Raw genomic sequence first — 18,178 nt, forward strand, 5'->3', positions numbered from 1 at the left:
AGTTAGACCAGCTGCTCTATTAATTTCTTAACTCCATTTTTACCCGATTCCGGTGAAAATTTCTCATACCAACGCCAGTAATTATCAGTAATAATTCCTTGAAGATAATCAGTGGAAGAATTAATATTCTGTGCTAAATTTAGGAGCCCATGTGCAATACTCTCAACACTGTCTCTCTCAACTATCCAAGGATAGTTTTCTCCCACAATCGACGGAAGTGCACCTGAACGAGTAACGAGAAGTGGAACTTTTGCGCTCATCGCTTCTACTGCAACTAGCCCGAAGGGCTCATCCCACTGTGATGGCATAGCAACGCAATCAACTTGTGAAAAGAACTCTGCCGGTTCAACCCACCCAAGAGTAATAAGGCTATCTCCTAAAAGTTCCAAAGCACTGTTCACTCTATCTTGAACTCCATCGTTGACGAAACGGGCCTCGCCTCCGATAACGAGCTCAAATCTGAAGTCGCTTTGACTTCGGTTAAGTTGATAAATAGCCTGAGCGAGTAAATCTGTGCCTTTTATCTGAGAAACACGCCCAAGAAATCCAACAGTTATATTTTTAGAACCTTTACTCTTTGAGGCCTCTACTACCGGGACTTCAGGAGCCCAATTATATAAAGTTGTAGTTCCTGGCATATTTTGTGCCATGAAATCACTTGGCACTAAAGTTCTAAGAGCTCCACGGGAGGCTATTTTTGCTGCGATTTTCTGCGACCTCTGAGGAAGCTGATGGAAGTGTACGATACGAGGACCTAGCATAGCCGTAGCAAACGCGGGAACTAAACCATTACACCATAACAATTCACGTTTATTCCGATGGCGCCATAATCGAAGCTGGGCTATATACGCTTTACGACTATGAGCAGGCAAAACAACGATCGAAAACCCCTCGTCCTTAGCTGCTTCAACGAGTTCATTAGGAGATGATGGGCCAACGACAGTTACAGATTTACCCAAGTTACGAAGAGCGCGGGCAACGTTGAGAAGCATTACTTCTCCCCCACCTATATCCCCATTATTCGCAGCAATATAAATTTCTCCCACACTCATTCCTTCCAAATTTAACACTAATTCGAAATTAGTTTATTTTTCAAATATTTACTAAATCTAATTTCAACCAGCTGATATGAAATCCAACTAATAAAAACAACCACTACAAATGCAAAAAAACGGCTTCCCCAGAGACCAAGAAACTCCTGGGTCAAATGTATTATAACAAAACCTGTAATTGTATGAAAAAGATAGATTGAATACGATATTTTTCCAAGAAATTGGAATGGGCCGCTATCTAAAACTTTAATTTTTTTAAAAATAACAACTATTGAAAAGACTGTCAAAATCAAAAATACACCCACAGCGTGATTCACGCCATGAGCCAAATATGTATTTATAATAGCGACGATTCCAAAAAATGGAATATAAATGTTGAATTTTCTATCATGAAAGAAAATGAACATCGCCATCCCAAAACAGAAAAAGGGAGCATGCTGTGCAAGAACAAGCCATACTATTATCTTGGCAAATCCTGCTGCAGAATCTCCTGGATACATAGCCATAAGAAAAATTCCGAGCGAACACCACGCAACGCCGAAGTTAAGTAGGTAATCTTTTCTTAAACGTCCATGAGATGCAAGGATAAAAGCTAGCATAAGAAGATAAAATTGCATTTCAACAGCCAAAGTCCAATACACCTGATCAACATTATCAACCAAGAAAAAACGCTGAAACATTGTAAGATTAACCAGAACTTGTGGAATTGTAATAGTGCGCGTTTCTATACCAACAGTAAAGATAAGTATGCTCGAAAAAATTAGAGCCAACCAGTATGTAGGGTACAGTCGAGTAAATCGAGAAACAACGAAATTTTTTGCCCCTCCACCCGTTGATGCTGAAAGCAATATTACAAAACCGCTGATAACAAAGAATAGTTGGACACCAAGTTCTCCAAGAACAAAACTATAGGGTGCTAAGGGATCCGATGGGTAATATGTGCTATATGGATAACCAAAATGTAAGATAACAACTGCGAGAACTGCTATCCCACGCAACCCATCAAGAGCAGTAAATCTAGATTTATCTTGAATGATATCTTTTATTTTTAAAGATTGCTCAAACTTATGTCTCATAACCATACTTTGTCGTATTATACGATAATATATTTTTCTTCGGTAAAGCCGTTAATGATAGGGCACAACCGACAGCAAAAGCCCAGGGAATAGTTAGCATAACCTCTCCCAAGCGCCAGCTACATACAGCAAGGAAAACAGTTGCAGCTTCTGCAGTTAAATTTCTTTCGGTCCTATTTCTTTGGCCTGCTTGTTTCCAGACAAAGACAGCATAGAATGTAACCCCGAGAATCGCTATAGCCCATGGCCATCCGCCCTCTACTAATAGGGTCCAATAAGAGTTGTGAAAGTACATACCTTCACCGTTTGGAAGAATAACTGTTGCTTGGCCAAAACCTAGACCATGCCAAGGAGCGGCTTCTGTTTTTGCCCAAGATGCGATATCAATTTGTTCTCGGTACCAGTCCGTCCCGGTGCGGTCGCCGAATACAGAGCTGTCTGCAAAGTTACTTTGCATCCATTCAAAAAGCCAGGCAAAAGCAAATCCAAGAAAAATCTTTACTACTAGACTTGCTTTTCTAGCGAATAATATCCATAGTACACCTAAAATAAAACCTCCCATACTGGTTCTGGATCCTGTTTCAAAGAGGAGGGGCAAAGTTAAGGCGACTATCAAGAGACGATGCCACTGTTTTTCAAAAAGACCAAAGAGAATAATAGGAATTACTCCATAGTACATTCCAGCTACATTTTTATCTCCCATCCATCCCGTTAATGCATCACCATACGCAGCAGGAGCAATACCCAGATAAAAGGCAATTGCATTTATTACCATGCCTATACCTAAGCCCAGCATCAAAGATTTAAAATTTATTCTCTTATCAGCAATAAGAAGTACTATCCCAAAAATAATAGCTATACGAAATGCTCGACGAAGAACGTCATCAGTTGTAGAAATACCGACAGTTGCGGACATTATCGAAACATATGTAAGTGCTAGAATAAATGATGCTGCAAATAAGCCGAGATTAGGGCAAATATATTCTGAGGGTTTATACAACCTAATAAAAATTAGTAATATGGCTACTGCAATATTTACAGCAAACCCCAAACCTGGTATTGGAACACCAGCGGCTACCATTAATAAGCCTAGGATAAACTCCAAGACTACAATCGACCCTGCTCCATGAGCTACAATTTTTGCTTCTCTGGAAAAGCCTTTCTGAATTTTATCGATTTTTTTTTCTAGAGAATCAGCTGGTTGGTGAGTTACACTAACCATTCACTAATACCTCCCCATATTTTTGGCTAATGTTTTTCGTCATCTGGGAAGTAGAATCCCATCTGAAGGAAGTATCCCTTATACTCAGGTTTTCACGGTAAGCAAGAATTTTATCAGCTGCTGCTTCGACAATCTGCTGGCGATTTTCGGGGGTTAAAGCCGGAACCATCTCGGCAGGAGCTAGCTGCTCTGGGTTTCCACCCATAGCAGTCGCAAGTACTTTGAGCCCACCAGCCTTCGCCTCTAACAAGGTGTAAGAGTTATTCTCTGCAATAGAGAGCTGCACCAGCACGTCGTTGCGCCCCATGACTTCAAAAGGGTCATTAAAGCCTGAAAAGAACACATTCGAATCAATACCTAGTCGCTTAACCTGTTCTTTAAGATCTTCTAGGCATTCGCCCTTACCAGCGATTTCAAGCTGTGCGGTGGAATCCTTTTCAAGTACCAGCGCAAAGGCATCGATGAGTACATCAATTTTTTTCTCAGGAGCCAAACGAGCCATTGAAACAACTCGCAAGATGCCAGGCTCCCCTGGCACTCGTTTCTGCTCAACCTTTTGCGCGACAATATCTAAGTCAACGCCATTAGGAATTACAGTTACATTTTTAGCGCCCCATTTCTTGCTCATTTGCACAGAGTTAAAGCGCGAAACAGCAATCTTGCCATCGGTAAACCATAGACGTATGCGGTGCACTAGTTCCATCAGTTTCTGCTGACGCACAGTTTCGTGGTACACAAGGTCATCAACAGCAATTCCATGTTCCGTGCTAATAAGCTTGGGCGCGCACACCGTACGGTGTGCGAGATGTCGCGCTTTACGAGCATTCACTACGGCAACGGCAACAACATCTGCATACGCGAGATGAGTATGAACTATCGCTGGCTGAATCTCCCCAATAATACGGTCTAGAGCAACGAATGATTTCTTAAAACCAAAGTCAGGCCCAAACTCACCGGTTCGTACGTCTACACCCATATTTTCTAGGTACTCTGAGAGCTCACCCTCCGGACAGAAAAAGACCAGGTTGTACCCGGGGATACCGTTGCGGGCGATATCTACTAGATGCCGGGCCACACCTGCAAAGTCAGGCACCGGCATACACAGCAGGACAGTGGGATTAGTCGAGTTTACAGCCACTTTTCGAGCCTATCGAGTGCGGTGAAGAAGCCTTCGCCGTTGTTGACGTGGCCCTGCCAGATTTCGGGAATAAAGGAGGACTTGGGGGTCAGTTCCCGCAGCTGCTTGCCGAGAGCTGCCCAGTCTACGTCACCTTCGCCGACCTGGACGCCTTCGCCGTCCACGCCGATGCCGTCCACCAGGTGCAGGTGGATGGAGCGGGGTGCCAGCAGCTCAACGGCCTCGGAGAGAGGAATCTTGAGGAAGTTGGCCGCCAGCATGGTGTGGGAGATGTCCAAGCAGAGGGCGGTGTTGTAGGTGTCGGAGAAGTCAGCGGTGTCCTTGGGGTCAAGGAAGAGGTTGTGGTACTGCTGACCACCCATGAGCCAGGGGTAAGGAGGCAGGGTCTGGGCCGCGATACGCACGCCCGAAGTATCAAGCTTGGCAAGTGCCTCGCCGATACGCTCGTACTTGTCGGCACGGGCGGACGGGGCGATGTGGCCGTCCTTGGTGAATCCACCCATGGTGACGACCATGACCGGGTCGTCGTCCACGGTGAAGTAGCGGGTCAAATCGCGGGTGATGTCGATGGTGCGCTGGACTTCTGCAATCGAGCGTTCCCAGGTTTCCTGGTCGCGGGAGGCCAGGTCTACCAAGAAGTCACCGGCGAAGAGGTCGGGCAAGTGGGTGGTGAAGGACATGTCGAGCTTACGGTCAAAGACCTCATCGATATCGACTTCAAGGTCCTTGTAGGAGAAGTGGAACTCCAGGAAGTCAGGCTCAGCGTCCTCAATCAGGGGCTTGTAGTCGTGGTAGCGGACAGGCAGGCCCCAGGGTCGGTCAAACTTGAAGTCGCGGCGGGTCACGAGGTCGTCCTTCAGGTCGCCCTCGAAGAAGAAGGTGCCAGCTTCGACCTCACGCTGCATAGTGCGGCCCAGGAGCTGGGGCAGGTAGTTGGGCTGCAGACCGCGGCCGGGTGACTTGACCTCGACGTCCGCCTCTGTCACGACCTCACCCTTAGCGATGGTGCGGGTAGCAACCAGAGACTTAGCAAGGTTGACGCGGTTCATGAGCTCACCGGTGGAGACCTCGCGGGGGGCTGAGGTACCGATAGATTCCTCTACCTCACGAATCTGCTGCACCATAGCCTTGAACTCGTCAGGCAGCAGAGAGACGGTGTGGTCGTTGCCTTCGAGGGTCTTATCGACGGTGAAGTGCTTTTCAATAATCTTGGCACCGCGGGCAACGGCTGCGATGGGTACGTGGTAGCCGCGTTCGTGGCCTGAGTAGCCCACCAGGCACTGGCCGATTTCAGCCAGGCGGTCCATGTAGGCCAGGTTGACGTCTTTGAAGGGAGCTGGGTAAGTGGACTGGCACTGCAGCAGGGCGTAGGAAGCACCCAGGGAGCGTAGCAGATTGACCGACTCCCGGATTTCTTCTTCACGGCTCATACCGGTGGATACCAGCATGGGCAGGCCACGGGAGGCCATATCCCGTAGAAGGTCGTGGTTGGTCAGGTCAGCTGAGGCAACCTTGAGACCCTGAATACCGTAGTCGACCAGGGCCTGTACCGAGGGGCCGTCCCAGGGGGTGCACATGATATCCATGTCGTGCTGTTTGACATGGTCAAAGACCTCGTACATCTGATCCACGGTAAAGGAGAAGCGGGAGAGCAGGTCGAGGGTGTACTGAACACCCAGGTCTTCGCCGGCTGACTTTGAGCCCTTCTGCCGGTAGAGGGCATCCATGTCACGGAGCTGGAACTTAACCGCATCAGCCCCGGTATCAACAGCCAGGTCAACCAGGCGCTTGGCCAGGTCAACGTCGCCCTGGTGGTTGTTACCGATTTCGGCAATGATGAAGGAGGGTGAGTCTTCGGTGATTTCGGTGCGGCCAATGCGCAGCACGTTCTGCTCGTCCATGGCGATAGCAACCAGGTGGCCGCGCTCGTCCACCAGGGGAAGAAGGCTGATGCCCTTGGCGAATTCGCCCTGTAGCTCTGCCGGTTCCGAACCGATGGGGGCAGTCTTGACGCCCAGGTTAGCCACCTCAAGGGCGCTAGTTTCAAGGGAGGCAGCGGGGTTGGCAATCAGCCAGCGGCGGAAGTCGCCGTCTGACAAGGAGCCCTTGAGCACACCAGATTCGTTGACCAGAAAAATAATGCGCTGCCCGTTAGCAGAAATCTTCTGTAGGGCGGTCAGTACCGGGTCCTCAGAGAAAACGATGTAGGGGGTGATATTACGTTCGATAATCATAGTGTTTTAGCCTTCGTTTTCTTCTGATGCGAGTGTGGTGAGCAGTTGATGTTCTGCGACGGAAAAGTCGATGGGAGCGTCAATATCTACGCCCTCAACTTCATCGAGCATGAAGAGCTCGATGTTGCCGCCCAGTCGGTTGTGCAGGGTTTCGTAGAGCTCGGTCTTGGTGATGTACATGGAGCCGTTTTCGCGGTAGCGGAAAGTCTCTCGGGTGAGCTCCTGACGGCGAGGACGGGCCATGACCTCGTATTGGGCAGTTGGTGGCTCTGTGGCGGCCCAGATAAAGGGGCCGATGGGGATAACGCCCACCATGGAATCCGAAGCTGAGGCAGCGAACTGGCGGATAGCGCGGGCCAGGGTGCCGGGCAGGCGGACGGGTGAGGTCGCCTGCAGGAGCATGACGGCGTCCGGACGTTTGCCCTCCGCTGTATAGAACTCGATAGCGTGCTCAATCACCGGTTCGGTGGCGGTGGTATCTTCTGCCAGGTGAGCCGGGCGCATGAAGGGCACCTCTGCCCCGTACTGGCGGGCAATATCAGCTAGCTCCGCGTCGTCGGTTGAGACCAGCACATCGACCAGGTGTTCGCCTTCCAGCTCGGCCTTTGCGGCAAGGGCCTGCTCGATGGTCCAAGCAACGAGGGGCTTACCTGCGATGGGCTTAAGGTTCTTTCGGGGAATTCCCTTGGACCCGCCGCGAACGGGTATCACGCATAGAACGCGCATCTATTTAAGTTTCTCCTCTAGGTATTGTGCGATTGCCTGTGCTGGAGGTGTTGATGGCACAGCCGGTGCTGGAGTGGGGGTTTCTCCCCACTGGCTAAGGCCATACCTATCCCAAAACTCTCTAACCCACGCAGGCGGGTTGGGGTGATAAACCCAAGCAGGGATTCCCCTAATTGCCGCTTCAAGTACTCCTGTAGAAAAAATTGATACTACAGGGTTGGTCAGCGTATTGAGGGGCTCGCGACCTCGGTCAATCTCTATACCCATTTTGTCCCATAGAGCATGGGTAAGTACAGACAGTTTGTCCTTTTCGTTAGGGTGAGGTCGGTAACGAGCCCCTGTCTCCTTACAGAATGTGTACCCTGCTTGGGCGTAGGAATAACGGGGTAGTTCAGCTCCGTGCATTTGGCCTAAGAAAATAGGTTGAACAGCCTCATCTGAAGTCTGCATAGCAGGTAGCTGCGCTGCTTCCCAGAAAAGCTGTGAACCAACCACATCATAAGTAATATCTGTACGCCCTGAAATCCAGAATTCAGCATCAGTTTGGCTAAAAGCAAGAAGGTGGGTATCAGGAGCCAGTGGCGGGGCGTATGGTGTATGGAGACCGTGCTGGACAGTAATAAAACCTGCTCCAATACGCCGAGTCAGCCGATAGGCTGCAGCGCCCCAGGCCATATAGTGCCCCAGGGCAAGCACCTGCTGTACCCCTTCTACCACATCATCGAGTTCTGTTTCTGTTAACGCGCTAACTTGCCAGTTACCTTCAGGAAGGTGCTCGGTAACATCTTCAGGAGCCCATACAACGTACGAACTAGGTTCTAACCAATAGGCAGGCTTCACCAAGGATCCCAGGGAAGTCGGAGACGTAGAATCTAAAGCGATAAGGATGCGGGGGCTGCTACCAGCAACATGAAGATAGCCTGTAACAGGAACAGGCTCACTGGTAGTTGCCCTACCGCCACGAACTCGTGCGGGAACGTCCTTGAGTGCGTCTTTAGCTCGCCGGAGTAAATGAGCATTTGCCTGCCATCTGCTCCAGGCCTCGAGATCTGCCGGATAGATTAAACCCATAGGGTATCCATTTTCTGTGCGCGATGGAAAAAGGTATGTTCAGCCTGGCTTCGTTTAAGGCCGGCAGCGCGTATAGAATCGCTCCATCTAGGGTCCCCGATAATACGCTGGCATAGTTCAATAAGCTCTTCTGTACTCTGGTAGACAAGCACTTCAGAGCCAACGTCATAGAACTCCTCAACGTCAGGCCTGTCAATCAGTTGTAACCCGTTCATACCAGGCACCTCAAAGGTTCGCATAGCTAAACCAGCCTGTAAACCGTGAATGTTAAGTGCTGCAGCAGCAGATGCTTGAACTTCGTAAGCCTGTGCCAAAGTGATGTCTCGTTCGGAGGGAATATCTGGACGTTTCAACTCCCAAGTACGTAAACGGTCGAAAAGATGATGGGACCATTCACGGCCGTAGGCTCGTACTGGGATACCAGAATTTGATAGTTTGACTATCATTTCTTCCCGATTTTTATAGCGTGATCCTACGAATACAATCTCGTTGTTCCGTTTTTGGGGGAAATCGGCTAGAGATGGATCATAGCCGTTGGCAACAAAATGCGCATTGATGCCATCTGACGCAAGTTCCTCAGCTTCTGCACGAGCATAACTAACTACAAGAGGTAAATCACGCAAGAAGTTTTTGGTGTAACGATGGCGCTTTAGATCATCGTATAGCCATAGAATATAAGGGATTTTACGGTCAGTAACAGCCTGCCAGAAGTTATCGCCTAGGGTATCTGCTTTAATAACGATGAGTTTGTCAGGATTCACCTCGCGAAGAACCTGGAGGGCTTTAACTGTAGCCGCTTTTTCGGCGGCCTTTTGCCCGTCGAAACCAACTTTTGAGGGCAGTTCGTAAAAGGCTTTATTGCGTAGCTTGTCTTTGACCGTATCAAAGGCGTCGTAGCGATGTACCGTCACGTCGTAGCCTAGCTGAGTGAAGCTATCTGCAATGGAGTAGCAATACCCGTGGAAAGCAGGGGTGATGATAAGAAGTTTCTCTACCATTTATCGTTTATTCTCTGCTTTCTGGATATAGGTCAGTTCTTCGCGAAGTGTGGCGTAAGGGGTAACAGCGCAATTTCGGGTTGCCCGGAGGGAGTTAAAGAGAAAGTTTGCAATAGATACGGCTCTCAAGGCAGTAGCCAGATGCTTACCTTCATTCCATTTTGAGTTATAGATAAAACGAGAGTCGAGAACCCATTGGCGGCGTTGGGCAGAGGCTCCAGATGAGCCGCCTCCCACGTGTCCTACTACTATATCGCCGCGGAAGATTCGTTTAATGCCGTGGGCAGCCAGTCGGCGTTGCAGGTCTGTTTCTTCGCTATTCATGAAGAATCGCTCATCCATCCCTCCAACTGTGTTGAAATCTTCGCGGCGGAGCATCATACAGGCCCCCATGAGCCAGTCAGGTTCTGCCCGGTTTCCTGTAACACAGTCTAGATCATGACCGACCAGTGCATGCCAAAACCTGGTAGGTCGTAGGCGAGCCGCTGGGGTGAACCATTCCCAAGCATGGTGACGCGTTTTAGGGAAGGCTCGGCCAACCCACTGTGGTTCGCTATTGTGTCCAGTAATTTGTGGGCTAAGCATAACTCCTTGACCCGCTCTGCTAGCTTCTTCTTCTGCTGCAGAGAGCATATCGGCAAGAAAGTTAGGGGGGAGGGTTAGATCGCTGTTAAGGATAAGCACCCAGTCACCTGTTGCTGCGGCAACACCGGTATTTACATTAGCACCAAACCCCCCGTTATTTATTCGACGAACAACTTTAATACCATCAGTTTCAGGGAATGGCATGGGAGAGTCATCATCAGAAACAATTATTTCTAAATCCATGCCTTTCGAACATTGCTTTAAAGATTGCACCAAAAAGTAAGAATCATCAGGATTCCCATAGAACGGAATAACAACTGAAATTGAATTCATACTTCACACCTTCCTGAAGTCAGTGAAAATTATTTTATTGATACTTTTAATAGCTATTCAGGCAATTGCCCAAGCTCCACCAAACGGGCAAAATCTGAATTATTTTCACGCACTTCGGAAAATGTGCCTTGAGATACAATACGCCCTTCTGACATGAATAGCAATTTGTCAACATTGCGAACTGTAGAAAGTCTATGGGCGACAATAAAAACAGTTCTTCCCTCGGTAAGCCTATGTATTGCCTTGGTAATTTTATATTCAGTTTCATTATCAAGAGCAGAAGTTGCTTCATCAAGAATCAGGATACTGGGATTTCGGTAGAAAGCTCGAGCCAGGCCAATACGCTGACGCTGGCCGCCAGAGAGTCTGGTCCCATTTTCTCCTAACTTAGTTTGAACGCCTTCCTCCAAAGACTCCACGACGTCCTCAAGTTCTGCGAGCTTAATACATTCCTTCACCCGGTTATCATCAATTTCTGAATCTTTTAGACCGTACGCAATTTCCTCACGTACAGTTTTCCCTGACAGGAAAACGTCCTGGGGCACATATCCAATTTTGCTATGCCAAGTTTCTAAATCTTCACTAATATTTTTACCGTTATCAAGGACTTGCCCCGCACTAGGAGTAAGAAGACCAAGAATAAGATCAATGAGGGTAGTTTTTCCAGAACCGGACCCACCCACAAAAGCAATAGAGCTTCCTACAGGAACCGAAAAGTTTAGATTGCTTAAAACATCATTCTTTCCATCGGGGTAACGATAGCTCAAATTCTCCACCTGTACATTTGTAGGCTGTATTGAGGATTCAACCTGGCTAAAGATACCGATATTTGGTTCACTTTCGAGAAACTTAAACTCACCAACTTCAAGCTCTTTAATGGCTTCCTCATACTTTTCTACATAGGGAATTGAAGCGCGAAGCGTGCCAAGAGTAGCAATCACACGAACGAAGTTTGGAAGAATTCTGACGCATGCAGCCGCAAAAACAGCCATATAAGCCGCTTGTGCTAATCCTCCTGAAAAAACCATAAACGCCATAATTAGCGCAATGCCACCAATAAAAACTATTTCAAGTAAATATTTGGGAAGCTCATAATAAAAACCTTTTAGCCTGGCTGCAGCAACCACATCAGTTCGAGCTTTTTGATAAGTATATAAGCCGCGTTCAGCTACACCGTGAATAATATTCTCCCGAAAACCATCCGCAGCTGATAAAGTGGCCTCTGATGCCCTAAGCTCCTTCGTCCACACAACATACCCAGCGTTCATATTTCTTTTTTTCAAGAAAGTTTGTATGAGAAATGACGTCAAGCCAAAATATACAAATGCGATTAACGTTTCGACAGGCATTACAACAGACAAAAGAACCATTAGCACAAGGATAGAAAGACCTTCCCCGGCAATGTTGATAATACTACCAGCGTACCCAGTATATACTTGAGAGTTTGCTGAACCGGTTATTTGAAGAATTTCAGCGGTTGAACGCTGCCTGTGAGCAGTGTAAGGTTCATGAATATAAGCCCCTAACATTGACACAGAGCTTGCAGCCTGCTGCTTTGCGATAAATCCAGTTGTCCACCATTTAATAGCTAATGAAAAGATTCCCTTTAATACAAAAGAAACTACAAGGATGAAAGATAAATAGAGAATAAATTTCTCTTTACTAGGGTTTCCAAATATACGATACATTTGCCCTAGGTAACCCGACGTATAATCCCCACCCGTCGCCACTTGGATTACAGGCAAAATTACTGCTACACCCACTAAATCAAGAAGCGAGATAAAAAATAGAAGTAATAATGCGAGTATCAGTAGGTAGAATTTTTTTCCTGGAAAGAGATATCTCAGTCTTGTGATCATTGAGCCCAACCCAATCTCCTCTAAAGTTAACGCTGTAAGTTTTATTTCCCTATCCCACTACGCTACAGCGAAAAATAGCTTCGCGCCACCAGGCACGAAGCTATCTTCCAGTGATATTGATGATGTTAGTTAGCGCGTCCGTCGAACAGGCTTGTTACCGAACCTTCGTCGAAGACTTCCTTGATCGCACGAGCCAATAGAGGTGCAATCGATAGTACAGTCAGGTTGTCAAAAGTCTGCTCGGGCTTCAGTGGCAGGGTGTTGGTAACAACAACTTCGCTGGCACCGCAGTTTGCCAGGCGCTCAGCTGCAGGATCAGAGAAAACAGCATGGGTAGCTGCAATGATGACGTCCTTAGCACCGTTCTCCTTAAGCACACGTACTGCACCGGCGATAGTGCCACCGGTATCAATCATGTCGTCGATGAGCACGCAGGTACGCCCCTCGATGTCACCCACAACGGTCTTTGAAACAGCCTGATTGGGCACGTTGACATCGCGAGTCTTGTGGACGAAAGCCAGCGGGGCGCCGCCAAGGAGTTCAGCCCACTGCTCAGCAACGCGTACACGGCCGGTGTCGGGTGAAACCACGGTGACGTTATCGGTATCGACCTTGCTTGCTACGTACTCAGCAAGCAGGGGGATAGCCATCAGGTGGTCAACGGGGCCGTCGAAGAAACCCTGAATCTGAGCGGTATGTAGGTCAACGCTCATCAGGCGGTGGGCACCGGCGGTCTTGTAGAGGTCTGAGATCAGGCGTGCTGAGATGGGTTCACGGCCCTTGTGCTTCTTGTCCTGGCGGGCGTAGGGGTAGAAGGGGGAGACCACGGTGATAGAACGAGCTGAGGCACGCTTGAGCGAGTCAATCATGATCAGCTGTTCCATGATGGCGTCGTTAATCGGTGCCGGGTGGGACTGGATTACGAAAGCGTCCTTCCCTCGCACTGAATCCTCGAAACGAACGTAGGTTTCCCCGTTAGCGAAGGTGTAGGCGGATGAAGGAAGAACTTCGTTCCCCAGTTCCGCTGCAATCTGTTCAGCGAGTTCGGGGTGGGCGCGGCCTGAGACCAGCGCCATCTTCTTCTCGCCTGGATTCGTAATCTCAGTCATTACTGCTATTCGCTTTCCTTAACTGAGCTGGCTGATTCCGCATCCAGTGCAGCCTGGGCTGCTTCTGCGGCTTCAGTACCGGCTCGCTTTTCAATGACCCAGCGTTCGATGTTGCGCTGAGAGGCTTCGTTAATTGCGAGGGCGCCTGCGGGGACGTCCTCGCGGATGACGGTTCCAGCTCCAGAATACGCGCCATCTCCGATATGTACGGGTGCGACATACATGTTGTCGGACCCCATTCGGACATTGTTTCCTACGGTGGAGCGATGCTTATTCACGCCGTCGTAGTTCACAAAGACTGATGCTGCACCGATATTGGAGTTTTCGCCAATCGTTACATCCCCAGCGTAAGAGAGGTGGGGCAGTTTTGAACCGGCGCCAATTTCGGCGTTCTTGGTTTCAACGAAGGTGCCAATCTTGCCCTTGGGGCCAAGCTTGGTACCGGGGCGCAGGTAAGCGAAGGGGCCAACGGTAGCGCCATCAGAGATTTCTGAGTCAGAGCCTTCGGTACGGGAGATAGTCGTATTCTCCCCTACCTTGACGTTGGTCAAAGTAGTGTCAGGACCGATGACAGAGCCGGTAGCAATGTGGGTGGTGCCGCGCAGGTGGGTACCGGGCAGGATAGTAACGTCGTTGTCGATGGTGACAGTAACATCAATCCAGGTGGATTCGGGATCAACGATAGTAACACCTGCGACCATATGTGCGTGAGTTAGACGGTCGTTGAGCTTACGTCCCAGCTGAGCTAGCTGAACCCGGTCGTTAGCACCCTCAACTTCCCAGCGGTCTTCAATATCGAGAGCGCTGGTGCGGTAGCCGTCCTCGCGGGCAATGGAAAGGACGTCGGTGATGTACTTTTCGCCCTGGGCATTGTCGGTGGTGACGCGGGTCAACGAGTCACGCAGAACCTTTGCGTCAAAGGCGTAAATACCGGAGTTGATCTCGGTGATAGCAAGCTGCTCGGGGGTGGCGTCTTTGGCTTCGACGATAGCGGTTACTTCACCAGCTTCGTTGCGGACGATACGGCCGTAGGAACCGGGTTCATCGATGTGGGTTGTCAGAACGGTGACGGCGTTCTTGCCTTCTTCGTGGAAGGCAATGAGCTTGCGTAGGGTCTCGGTCTTCAGCAGGGGAACGTCACCATAGGTCACCACAACAGTGCCTTCGACTTCCCCCGATTCAGCGTCAAGACCCAGCAGACCGACTTCAACAGCGCGCCCGGTACCGGGAATTTCGTCCTGATCAACGATGGTGACGTCAGCATCGAAAGCAGTAACGTGGGCTGCCACCTTATCGCGCTGGTGGCGCACAACAACAGCCAGATTTTTAGGGTCAAGTTCACGAGCTACAGCTACCGCGTGTTCTACCATGGAGCGCCCGCCGATGGGGTGCATGACCTTGGGGGTAGAGGACTTCATGCGGGTTCCAGCTCCGGCAGCTAGAACGATAACAGCGGACGGAACTGAAGCAGTAGCAGTCACTAGTTAGTACTCCTTGAGCGAGTGAGACCCCGGTAATGTTGCGAGATAAAGGGGTATTGAGCTCCGCCACAAGGACTCGAACCTTGAATAACGGCTCCAAAGGCCGCTGTGTTGCCAATTACACCATGGCGGATTACCACCCTGCACACTTCCTAGCAGCAGTATGGACGAATCTAGATATTACCAAGTCTCATGCTCAGAATGAAACGCGTAGAGAGTGAGTCTCGGTAAAAGTTCTCTAAAGCAGTTGCCTAAGTTCCCAGCCAGGGAATAATCTTTGTCAGAGCAAGCTCTATTTCTTCCACAGCAATTCTCGCAGCCTCAGGCCCCTTACGATAGGGATCAGCGATTCTGTCTTCTTTTGCTGGAGGCTCATCGAGGGCATACATGAAGGCTACTGGATCAACGCGACGCCCAGCCTGTTCCTGAACTCGCGCCATATGTTTTAAGAGATGAATTTTTGAGCGGTGTTGGGGCCACTCACGCACAATCCAGTTAAGGTGTTCTTTCTCCATCACTAAGACTAGTGCAGATTCTTCCAATAACTGAGCAGTAATCTGTTTAGTCTGATGGCTGTGAAAGTTTACACCTCGCGATTCCAGCTCCGAGTCAATAAAAGGAGCTACCCCTGAGCCTACGACAGCCCCAGTCCCCGCGCTATCAAAAGTCCACTCTGAATCGGAGCCTGAAAGTTGCTCAGCAATGTACTGTGCCGTGGCGCTTCGGGCAATGTTACCTGTGCAGACAAAGAGAACCTTCTTGGACATCGGGAGGTACCTGAGCTCTTCTTCCTCTACTCTTCTTCTTTTTTTAAGGAGAGCTCCTACATTGAATTGTGTCATGTCTTCTATTTTACTCTGTGCAGAACTTGCAATGTTTGACACCATAGAAAATCGCTCGAGACAGTAAAACACAGTTTGTAATTGGAAGGCCTAACGTTTACCTAGTAGCCTAGAGGGGTGGCACATCTACTTGGCGGCGAAGACCTACACATTGAATTTCCCACACGCACCATCTTTGAGGGCATCACGGTTGGCCTCAACGAGGGCGACCGTATCGGCATCGTAGGTCGTAACGGTGACGGTAAGTCCACGCTTCTCTCCCTCCTCGGTGGGCGGCTCACCCCCGATTCAGGTAAGGTCACGGTACGATCTGGAACCCGGATTGGCTTCCTCGATCAGGCAGATGTTCTCGACGATTCCCTAACCGTGGGTCAGGCTATCGTTGGTGATACCCCCGAATACGAGTGGGCTTCGGATTCTAAGATTCGCGACGTCATTTCGGGGCTCGTGTCGGACCTCGACTGGAATGCGTCCGTCTCTTCTCTCTCGGGTGGCCAGCGCCGCCGTGTTGCCCTTGCCGCTCTGTTGGCAGGCGACTGGGACGTCCTCATGCTTGACGAACCTACCAACCATCTCGATGTGGAGGCTATCACCTGGCTAGCTAACCACCTTAAAACCCGCTGGTCTAAGAACGCGGGCGGTCTGCTCACCGTCACCCACGACCGTTGGTTCCTGGACGAAATTTGTACAGATACCTGGGAGGTCCACGACGGCATCGTAGAGCCCTTCGAGGGCGGATACGCTGCCTACATTCTGCAGCGTGTTGAGCGCGATCGCCAGGCAGCTGCAACCGAAGCAAAGCGCCAAAACTTCATGCGTAAGGAGCTTGCCTGGCTGCGCCGAGGTGCCCCTGCGCGTACCTCCAAGCCCAAGTTCCGTATCGACGCCGCTAACGCTCTTATCGCCGATGTGCCCCCGGTGCGTAACAAGGTGGAACTATCGCAGATGGCTGTATCCCGCCTGGGTAAGGACGTAGTGGATATCGAGGATGTCGATGTTAGCTACCCCGATGCCAATGCACCCGGGGCTACGAAGGACGTGCTCAAAAAGGTTACCTGGCGCATCGCTCCTGGTGAGCGCACCGGCATTATGGGTGTGAACGGTGCTGGAAAATCAACTCTGCTAGGCCTTGTGACGGGCTCGGTACAGCCCACCCGCGGGCGGGTTAAGCACGGCAAGACCGTGAAGGTCGCTACGCTCACCCAGCAGCTCGATGAGCTGCGGGAAGTTGAGAATGACCGGGTATCAGATGTCATTGGGCGCAAGCGCACCTCCTATGTAGCTGGCGGTAAGGAGATGACGCCCGGGCAGCTTCTGGAACGTCTAGGGTTTACGTCAGCCCAGCTATCTACCCCGGTTAAAGACCTGTCAGGTGGTCAGAAGCGCCGTCTTCAGCTTCTGCTGATTCTGTTGGATGAGCCCAACGTCCTTATCCTGGACGAACCCTCTAACGACCTCGACACCGACATGCTGGCGGCCATGGAGGACCTTCTCGATACCTGGCCCGGCACGCTCCTGGTGGTTTCACACGACCGCTATCTGATGGAACGTGTGACCGACCAACAGTACGCACTGATTGACGGTACTTTTAGGCATCTGCCGGGTGGCGTTGATGAATACCTACAGCTTTCAGCTTCTGCGGCTGCCGCGCCGTCGACCAAGGCGGTTGATTCTTCTCCGCTTGGTAAGCAGGACGCCGGCAGCAGCTCGGCGGCTAAGGCTAGCGGAGCTGAAATCCGGGCAGCACAGAAGGAAATCAACCAGATTGACCGCAAACTCGCTAAACTAGCAGACCAGAAGGCCAAGCTGGATGAGAAGATGGCTAGCCACGACTACTCAGACTATGAGGGGCTGGCTGCTCTCTCTGCCGAGCAGCAAGGCATTCAGGATGAGATCGATGAACTAGAAATGCACTGGATTGAATTAAGTGAAATAGTGTAGGAGCCTTCATGGGACTTGGAATTAAAATCGCAGCAAACGACCTTGTTAGAAGATTTGCTTTCTCATCTTCAATAAATCTTATTTACCGATGGAAACTTTTAAATAAACTAGGCTGGAAAGAAATTGAAGAAGCTTATATACGGGATGGCTGCCTGTTTATTGGGTATGACCTAAAAATATCCAAAGACAGCTATCTAAATAGGCAAGTTTTCATTGATGCAAGCGCTCGTGTGGAAATCGGATCGCATGTACAATTTGGCCCTCGCTCCAGCATCATCACCAGCACTCATAAAATTGGCAACGCAAGTTGCAGAGGTGGAGAGCCAGATAGAAAGCCAGTTACAATTAAAGATGGTTGCTGGATTGGAGCTGGAGCCATGATTCTTCCTGGAGTCACTGTAGCCGAAGGGTGCATTATCGCGGCAGGTGCTGTCGTTGCTAAAGATACCGAAGCTCATGGTCTATATGCAGGAGTACCAGCTAAACGTATTAAAGATTTACCACACTAAAG

Annotated in this window: 15 protein-coding genes and 1 tRNA gene; 2 read left to right on the top strand and 14 right to left on the bottom strand. The window is 49.8% G+C overall.

The annotated features are described in order from the left end of the window. Window positions 1–2: 2 nt before the first annotated feature. The 14 genes from L6762_RS10090 to L6762_RS10155 all read right to left on the bottom strand — a co-directional run bounded on the left by L6762_RS10090 (window position 3) and on the right by L6762_RS10155 (window position 15,726). Window positions 3–1,046, bottom strand: coding sequence for a glycosyltransferase family 4 protein (locus L6762_RS10090; protein WP_237187111.1), 1,044 nt, complete (start codon window positions 1,044–1,046; stop codon window positions 3–5). 23 nt (window positions 1,047–1,069) lie between these two features. After that, window positions 1,070–2,128, bottom strand: a complete 1,059-nt coding sequence (locus L6762_RS10095) for an acyltransferase family protein (RefSeq protein ID WP_237187112.1) — start codon at window positions 2,126–2,128, stop codon at window positions 1,070–1,072. Then, window positions 2,118–3,350: an O-antigen ligase family protein gene (locus tag L6762_RS10100; protein WP_237187113.1), complete on the bottom strand. Its 1,233-nt coding sequence runs from the start codon at window positions 3,348–3,350 to the stop codon at window positions 2,118–2,120. Before L6762_RS10100 ends, L6762_RS10095 begins: the two co-directional genes overlap by 11 nt. After that, a complete protein-coding gene (locus L6762_RS10105) occupies window positions 3,343–4,488 on the bottom strand; it encodes a glycosyltransferase (RefSeq protein ID WP_237187114.1) in 1,146 nt (381 codons plus the stop codon). Before L6762_RS10105 ends, L6762_RS10100 begins: the two co-directional genes overlap by 8 nt. Next, a complete protein-coding gene (locus L6762_RS10110; RefSeq protein ID WP_237187115.1) occupies window positions 4,479–6,722 on the bottom strand; it encodes an N-acetylneuraminate synthase family protein in 2,244 nt (747 codons plus the stop codon). Before L6762_RS10110 ends, L6762_RS10105 begins: the two co-directional genes overlap by 10 nt. Before the next feature lie 6 nt (window positions 6,723–6,728). Then, window positions 6,729–7,448, bottom strand: a complete 720-nt coding sequence (locus L6762_RS10115) for a cytidylyltransferase domain-containing protein (protein ID WP_237187116.1) — start codon at window positions 7,446–7,448, stop codon at window positions 6,729–6,731. Next, window positions 7,449–8,519, bottom strand: a complete 1,071-nt coding sequence (locus L6762_RS10120) for an RNA-binding protein (protein WP_237187117.1) — start codon at window positions 8,517–8,519, stop codon at window positions 7,449–7,451. It abuts the gene before it with no gap. Beyond that, window positions 8,510–9,517 carry a CgeB family protein gene (locus L6762_RS10125; RefSeq protein WP_237187118.1) on the bottom strand — a complete coding sequence of 336 codons (1,008 nt, stop codon included), beginning with the start codon at window positions 9,515–9,517 and terminating at the stop codon, window positions 8,510–8,512. Before L6762_RS10125 ends, L6762_RS10120 begins: the two co-directional genes overlap by 10 nt. Next, window positions 9,518–10,435 carry a glycosyltransferase family 2 protein gene (locus tag L6762_RS10130; RefSeq protein WP_237187119.1) on the bottom strand — a complete coding sequence of 306 codons (918 nt, stop codon included), beginning with the start codon at window positions 10,433–10,435 and terminating at the stop codon, window positions 9,518–9,520. It lies immediately after the preceding gene. A 53-nt stretch (window positions 10,436–10,488) separates the two neighbouring features. Next, window positions 10,489–12,294, bottom strand: coding sequence for an ABC transporter ATP-binding protein (locus tag L6762_RS10135; RefSeq protein WP_237187120.1), 1,806 nt, complete (start codon window positions 12,292–12,294; stop codon window positions 10,489–10,491). Window positions 12,295–12,419: 125 nt separating this feature from the next. Next, window positions 12,420–13,403: a ribose-phosphate diphosphokinase gene (locus tag L6762_RS10140; protein WP_237187121.1), complete on the bottom strand. Its 984-nt coding sequence runs from the start codon at window positions 13,401–13,403 to the stop codon at window positions 12,420–12,422. A gap of 5 nt (window positions 13,404–13,408) precedes the next feature. Beyond that, window positions 13,409–14,884 (bottom strand): bifunctional UDP-N-acetylglucosamine diphosphorylase/glucosamine-1-phosphate N-acetyltransferase GlmU, encoded by a 1,476-nt coding sequence (gene glmU / locus L6762_RS10145; RefSeq protein WP_272878705.1) that lies wholly within the window; start codon window positions 14,882–14,884, stop codon window positions 13,409–13,411. Window positions 14,885–14,945: 61 nt separating this feature from the next. Further along, window positions 14,946–15,017: transfer RNA gene (locus L6762_RS10150), tRNA-Gln, on the bottom strand. A 118-nt stretch (window positions 15,018–15,135) separates the two neighbouring features. Next, the gene (locus L6762_RS10155) at window positions 15,136–15,726 is read right to left on the bottom strand and encodes a hypothetical protein (RefSeq protein ID WP_237187122.1); all 591 of its coding nucleotides are present in this window, start codon (window positions 15,724–15,726) and stop codon (window positions 15,136–15,138) included. 117 nt (window positions 15,727–15,843) lie between these two features. On the opposite strand from L6762_RS10155, the gene L6762_RS10160 reads away from it, so the two are divergent. Together L6762_RS10160 and L6762_RS10165 are read left to right on the top strand one after the other, a co-directional pair. After that, window positions 15,844–17,667 carry an ABC-F family ATP-binding cassette domain-containing protein gene (locus tag L6762_RS10160; protein ID WP_237187123.1) on the top strand — a complete coding sequence of 608 codons (1,824 nt, stop codon included), beginning with the start codon at window positions 15,844–15,846 and terminating at the stop codon, window positions 17,665–17,667. A gap of 8 nt (window positions 17,668–17,675) precedes the next feature. Next, the gene (locus tag L6762_RS10165; RefSeq protein WP_237187124.1) at window positions 17,676–18,176 is read left to right on the top strand and encodes an acyltransferase; all 501 of its coding nucleotides are present in this window, start codon (window positions 17,676–17,678) and stop codon (window positions 18,174–18,176) included. Window positions 18,177–18,178: the final 2 nt, after the last annotated feature.

Source organism: Rothia nasimurium, from assembly GCF_928381705.1.
In the GTDB taxonomy this organism is placed as follows: domain Bacteria; phylum Actinomycetota; class Actinomycetes; order Actinomycetales; family Micrococcaceae; genus Rothia; species Rothia nasimurium_G.

Excerpts from the sequence above, each read along its gene's own strand:
- L6762_RS10095 (WP_237187112.1), bottom strand. The coding sequence starts at position 2,128 with ATGAGACATAAGTTTGAGCAATCTTTAAAAATAAAAGATATCATTCAA.
- L6762_RS10100 (WP_237187113.1), bottom strand. The coding sequence starts at position 3,350 with ATGGTTAGTGTAACTCACCAACCAGCTGATTCTCTAGAAAAAAAAATC.
- L6762_RS10110 (WP_237187115.1), bottom strand. The coding sequence starts at position 6,722 with ATGATTATCGAACGTAATATCACCCCCTACATCGTTTTCTCTGAGGAC.
- L6762_RS10115 (WP_237187116.1), bottom strand. The coding sequence starts at position 7,448 with ATGCGCGTTCTATGCGTGATACCCGTTCGCGGCGGGTCCAAGGGAATT.
- L6762_RS10120 (WP_237187117.1), bottom strand. The coding sequence starts at position 8,519 with ATGGGTTTAATCTATCCGGCAGATCTCGAGGCCTGGAGCAGATGGCAG.
- L6762_RS10125 (WP_237187118.1), bottom strand. The coding sequence starts at position 9,517 with ATGGTAGAGAAACTTCTTATCATCACCCCTGCTTTCCACGGGTATTGC.
- L6762_RS10130 (WP_237187119.1), bottom strand. The coding sequence starts at position 10,435 with ATGAATTCAATTTCAGTTGTTATTCCGTTCTATGGGAATCCTGATGAT.
- L6762_RS10135 (WP_237187120.1), bottom strand. The coding sequence starts at position 12,294 with ATGATCACAAGACTGAGATATCTCTTTCCAGGAAAAAAATTCTACCTA.
- L6762_RS10140 (WP_237187121.1), bottom strand. The coding sequence starts at position 13,403 with ATGACTGAGATTACGAATCCAGGCGAGAAGAAGATGGCGCTGGTCTCA.
- L6762_RS10155 (WP_237187122.1), bottom strand. The coding sequence starts at position 15,726 with ATGACACAATTCAATGTAGGAGCTCTCCTTAAAAAAAGAAGAAGAGTA.
- L6762_RS10165 (WP_237187124.1), top strand. The coding sequence starts at position 17,676 with ATGGGACTTGGAATTAAAATCGCAGCAAACGACCTTGTTAGAAGATTT.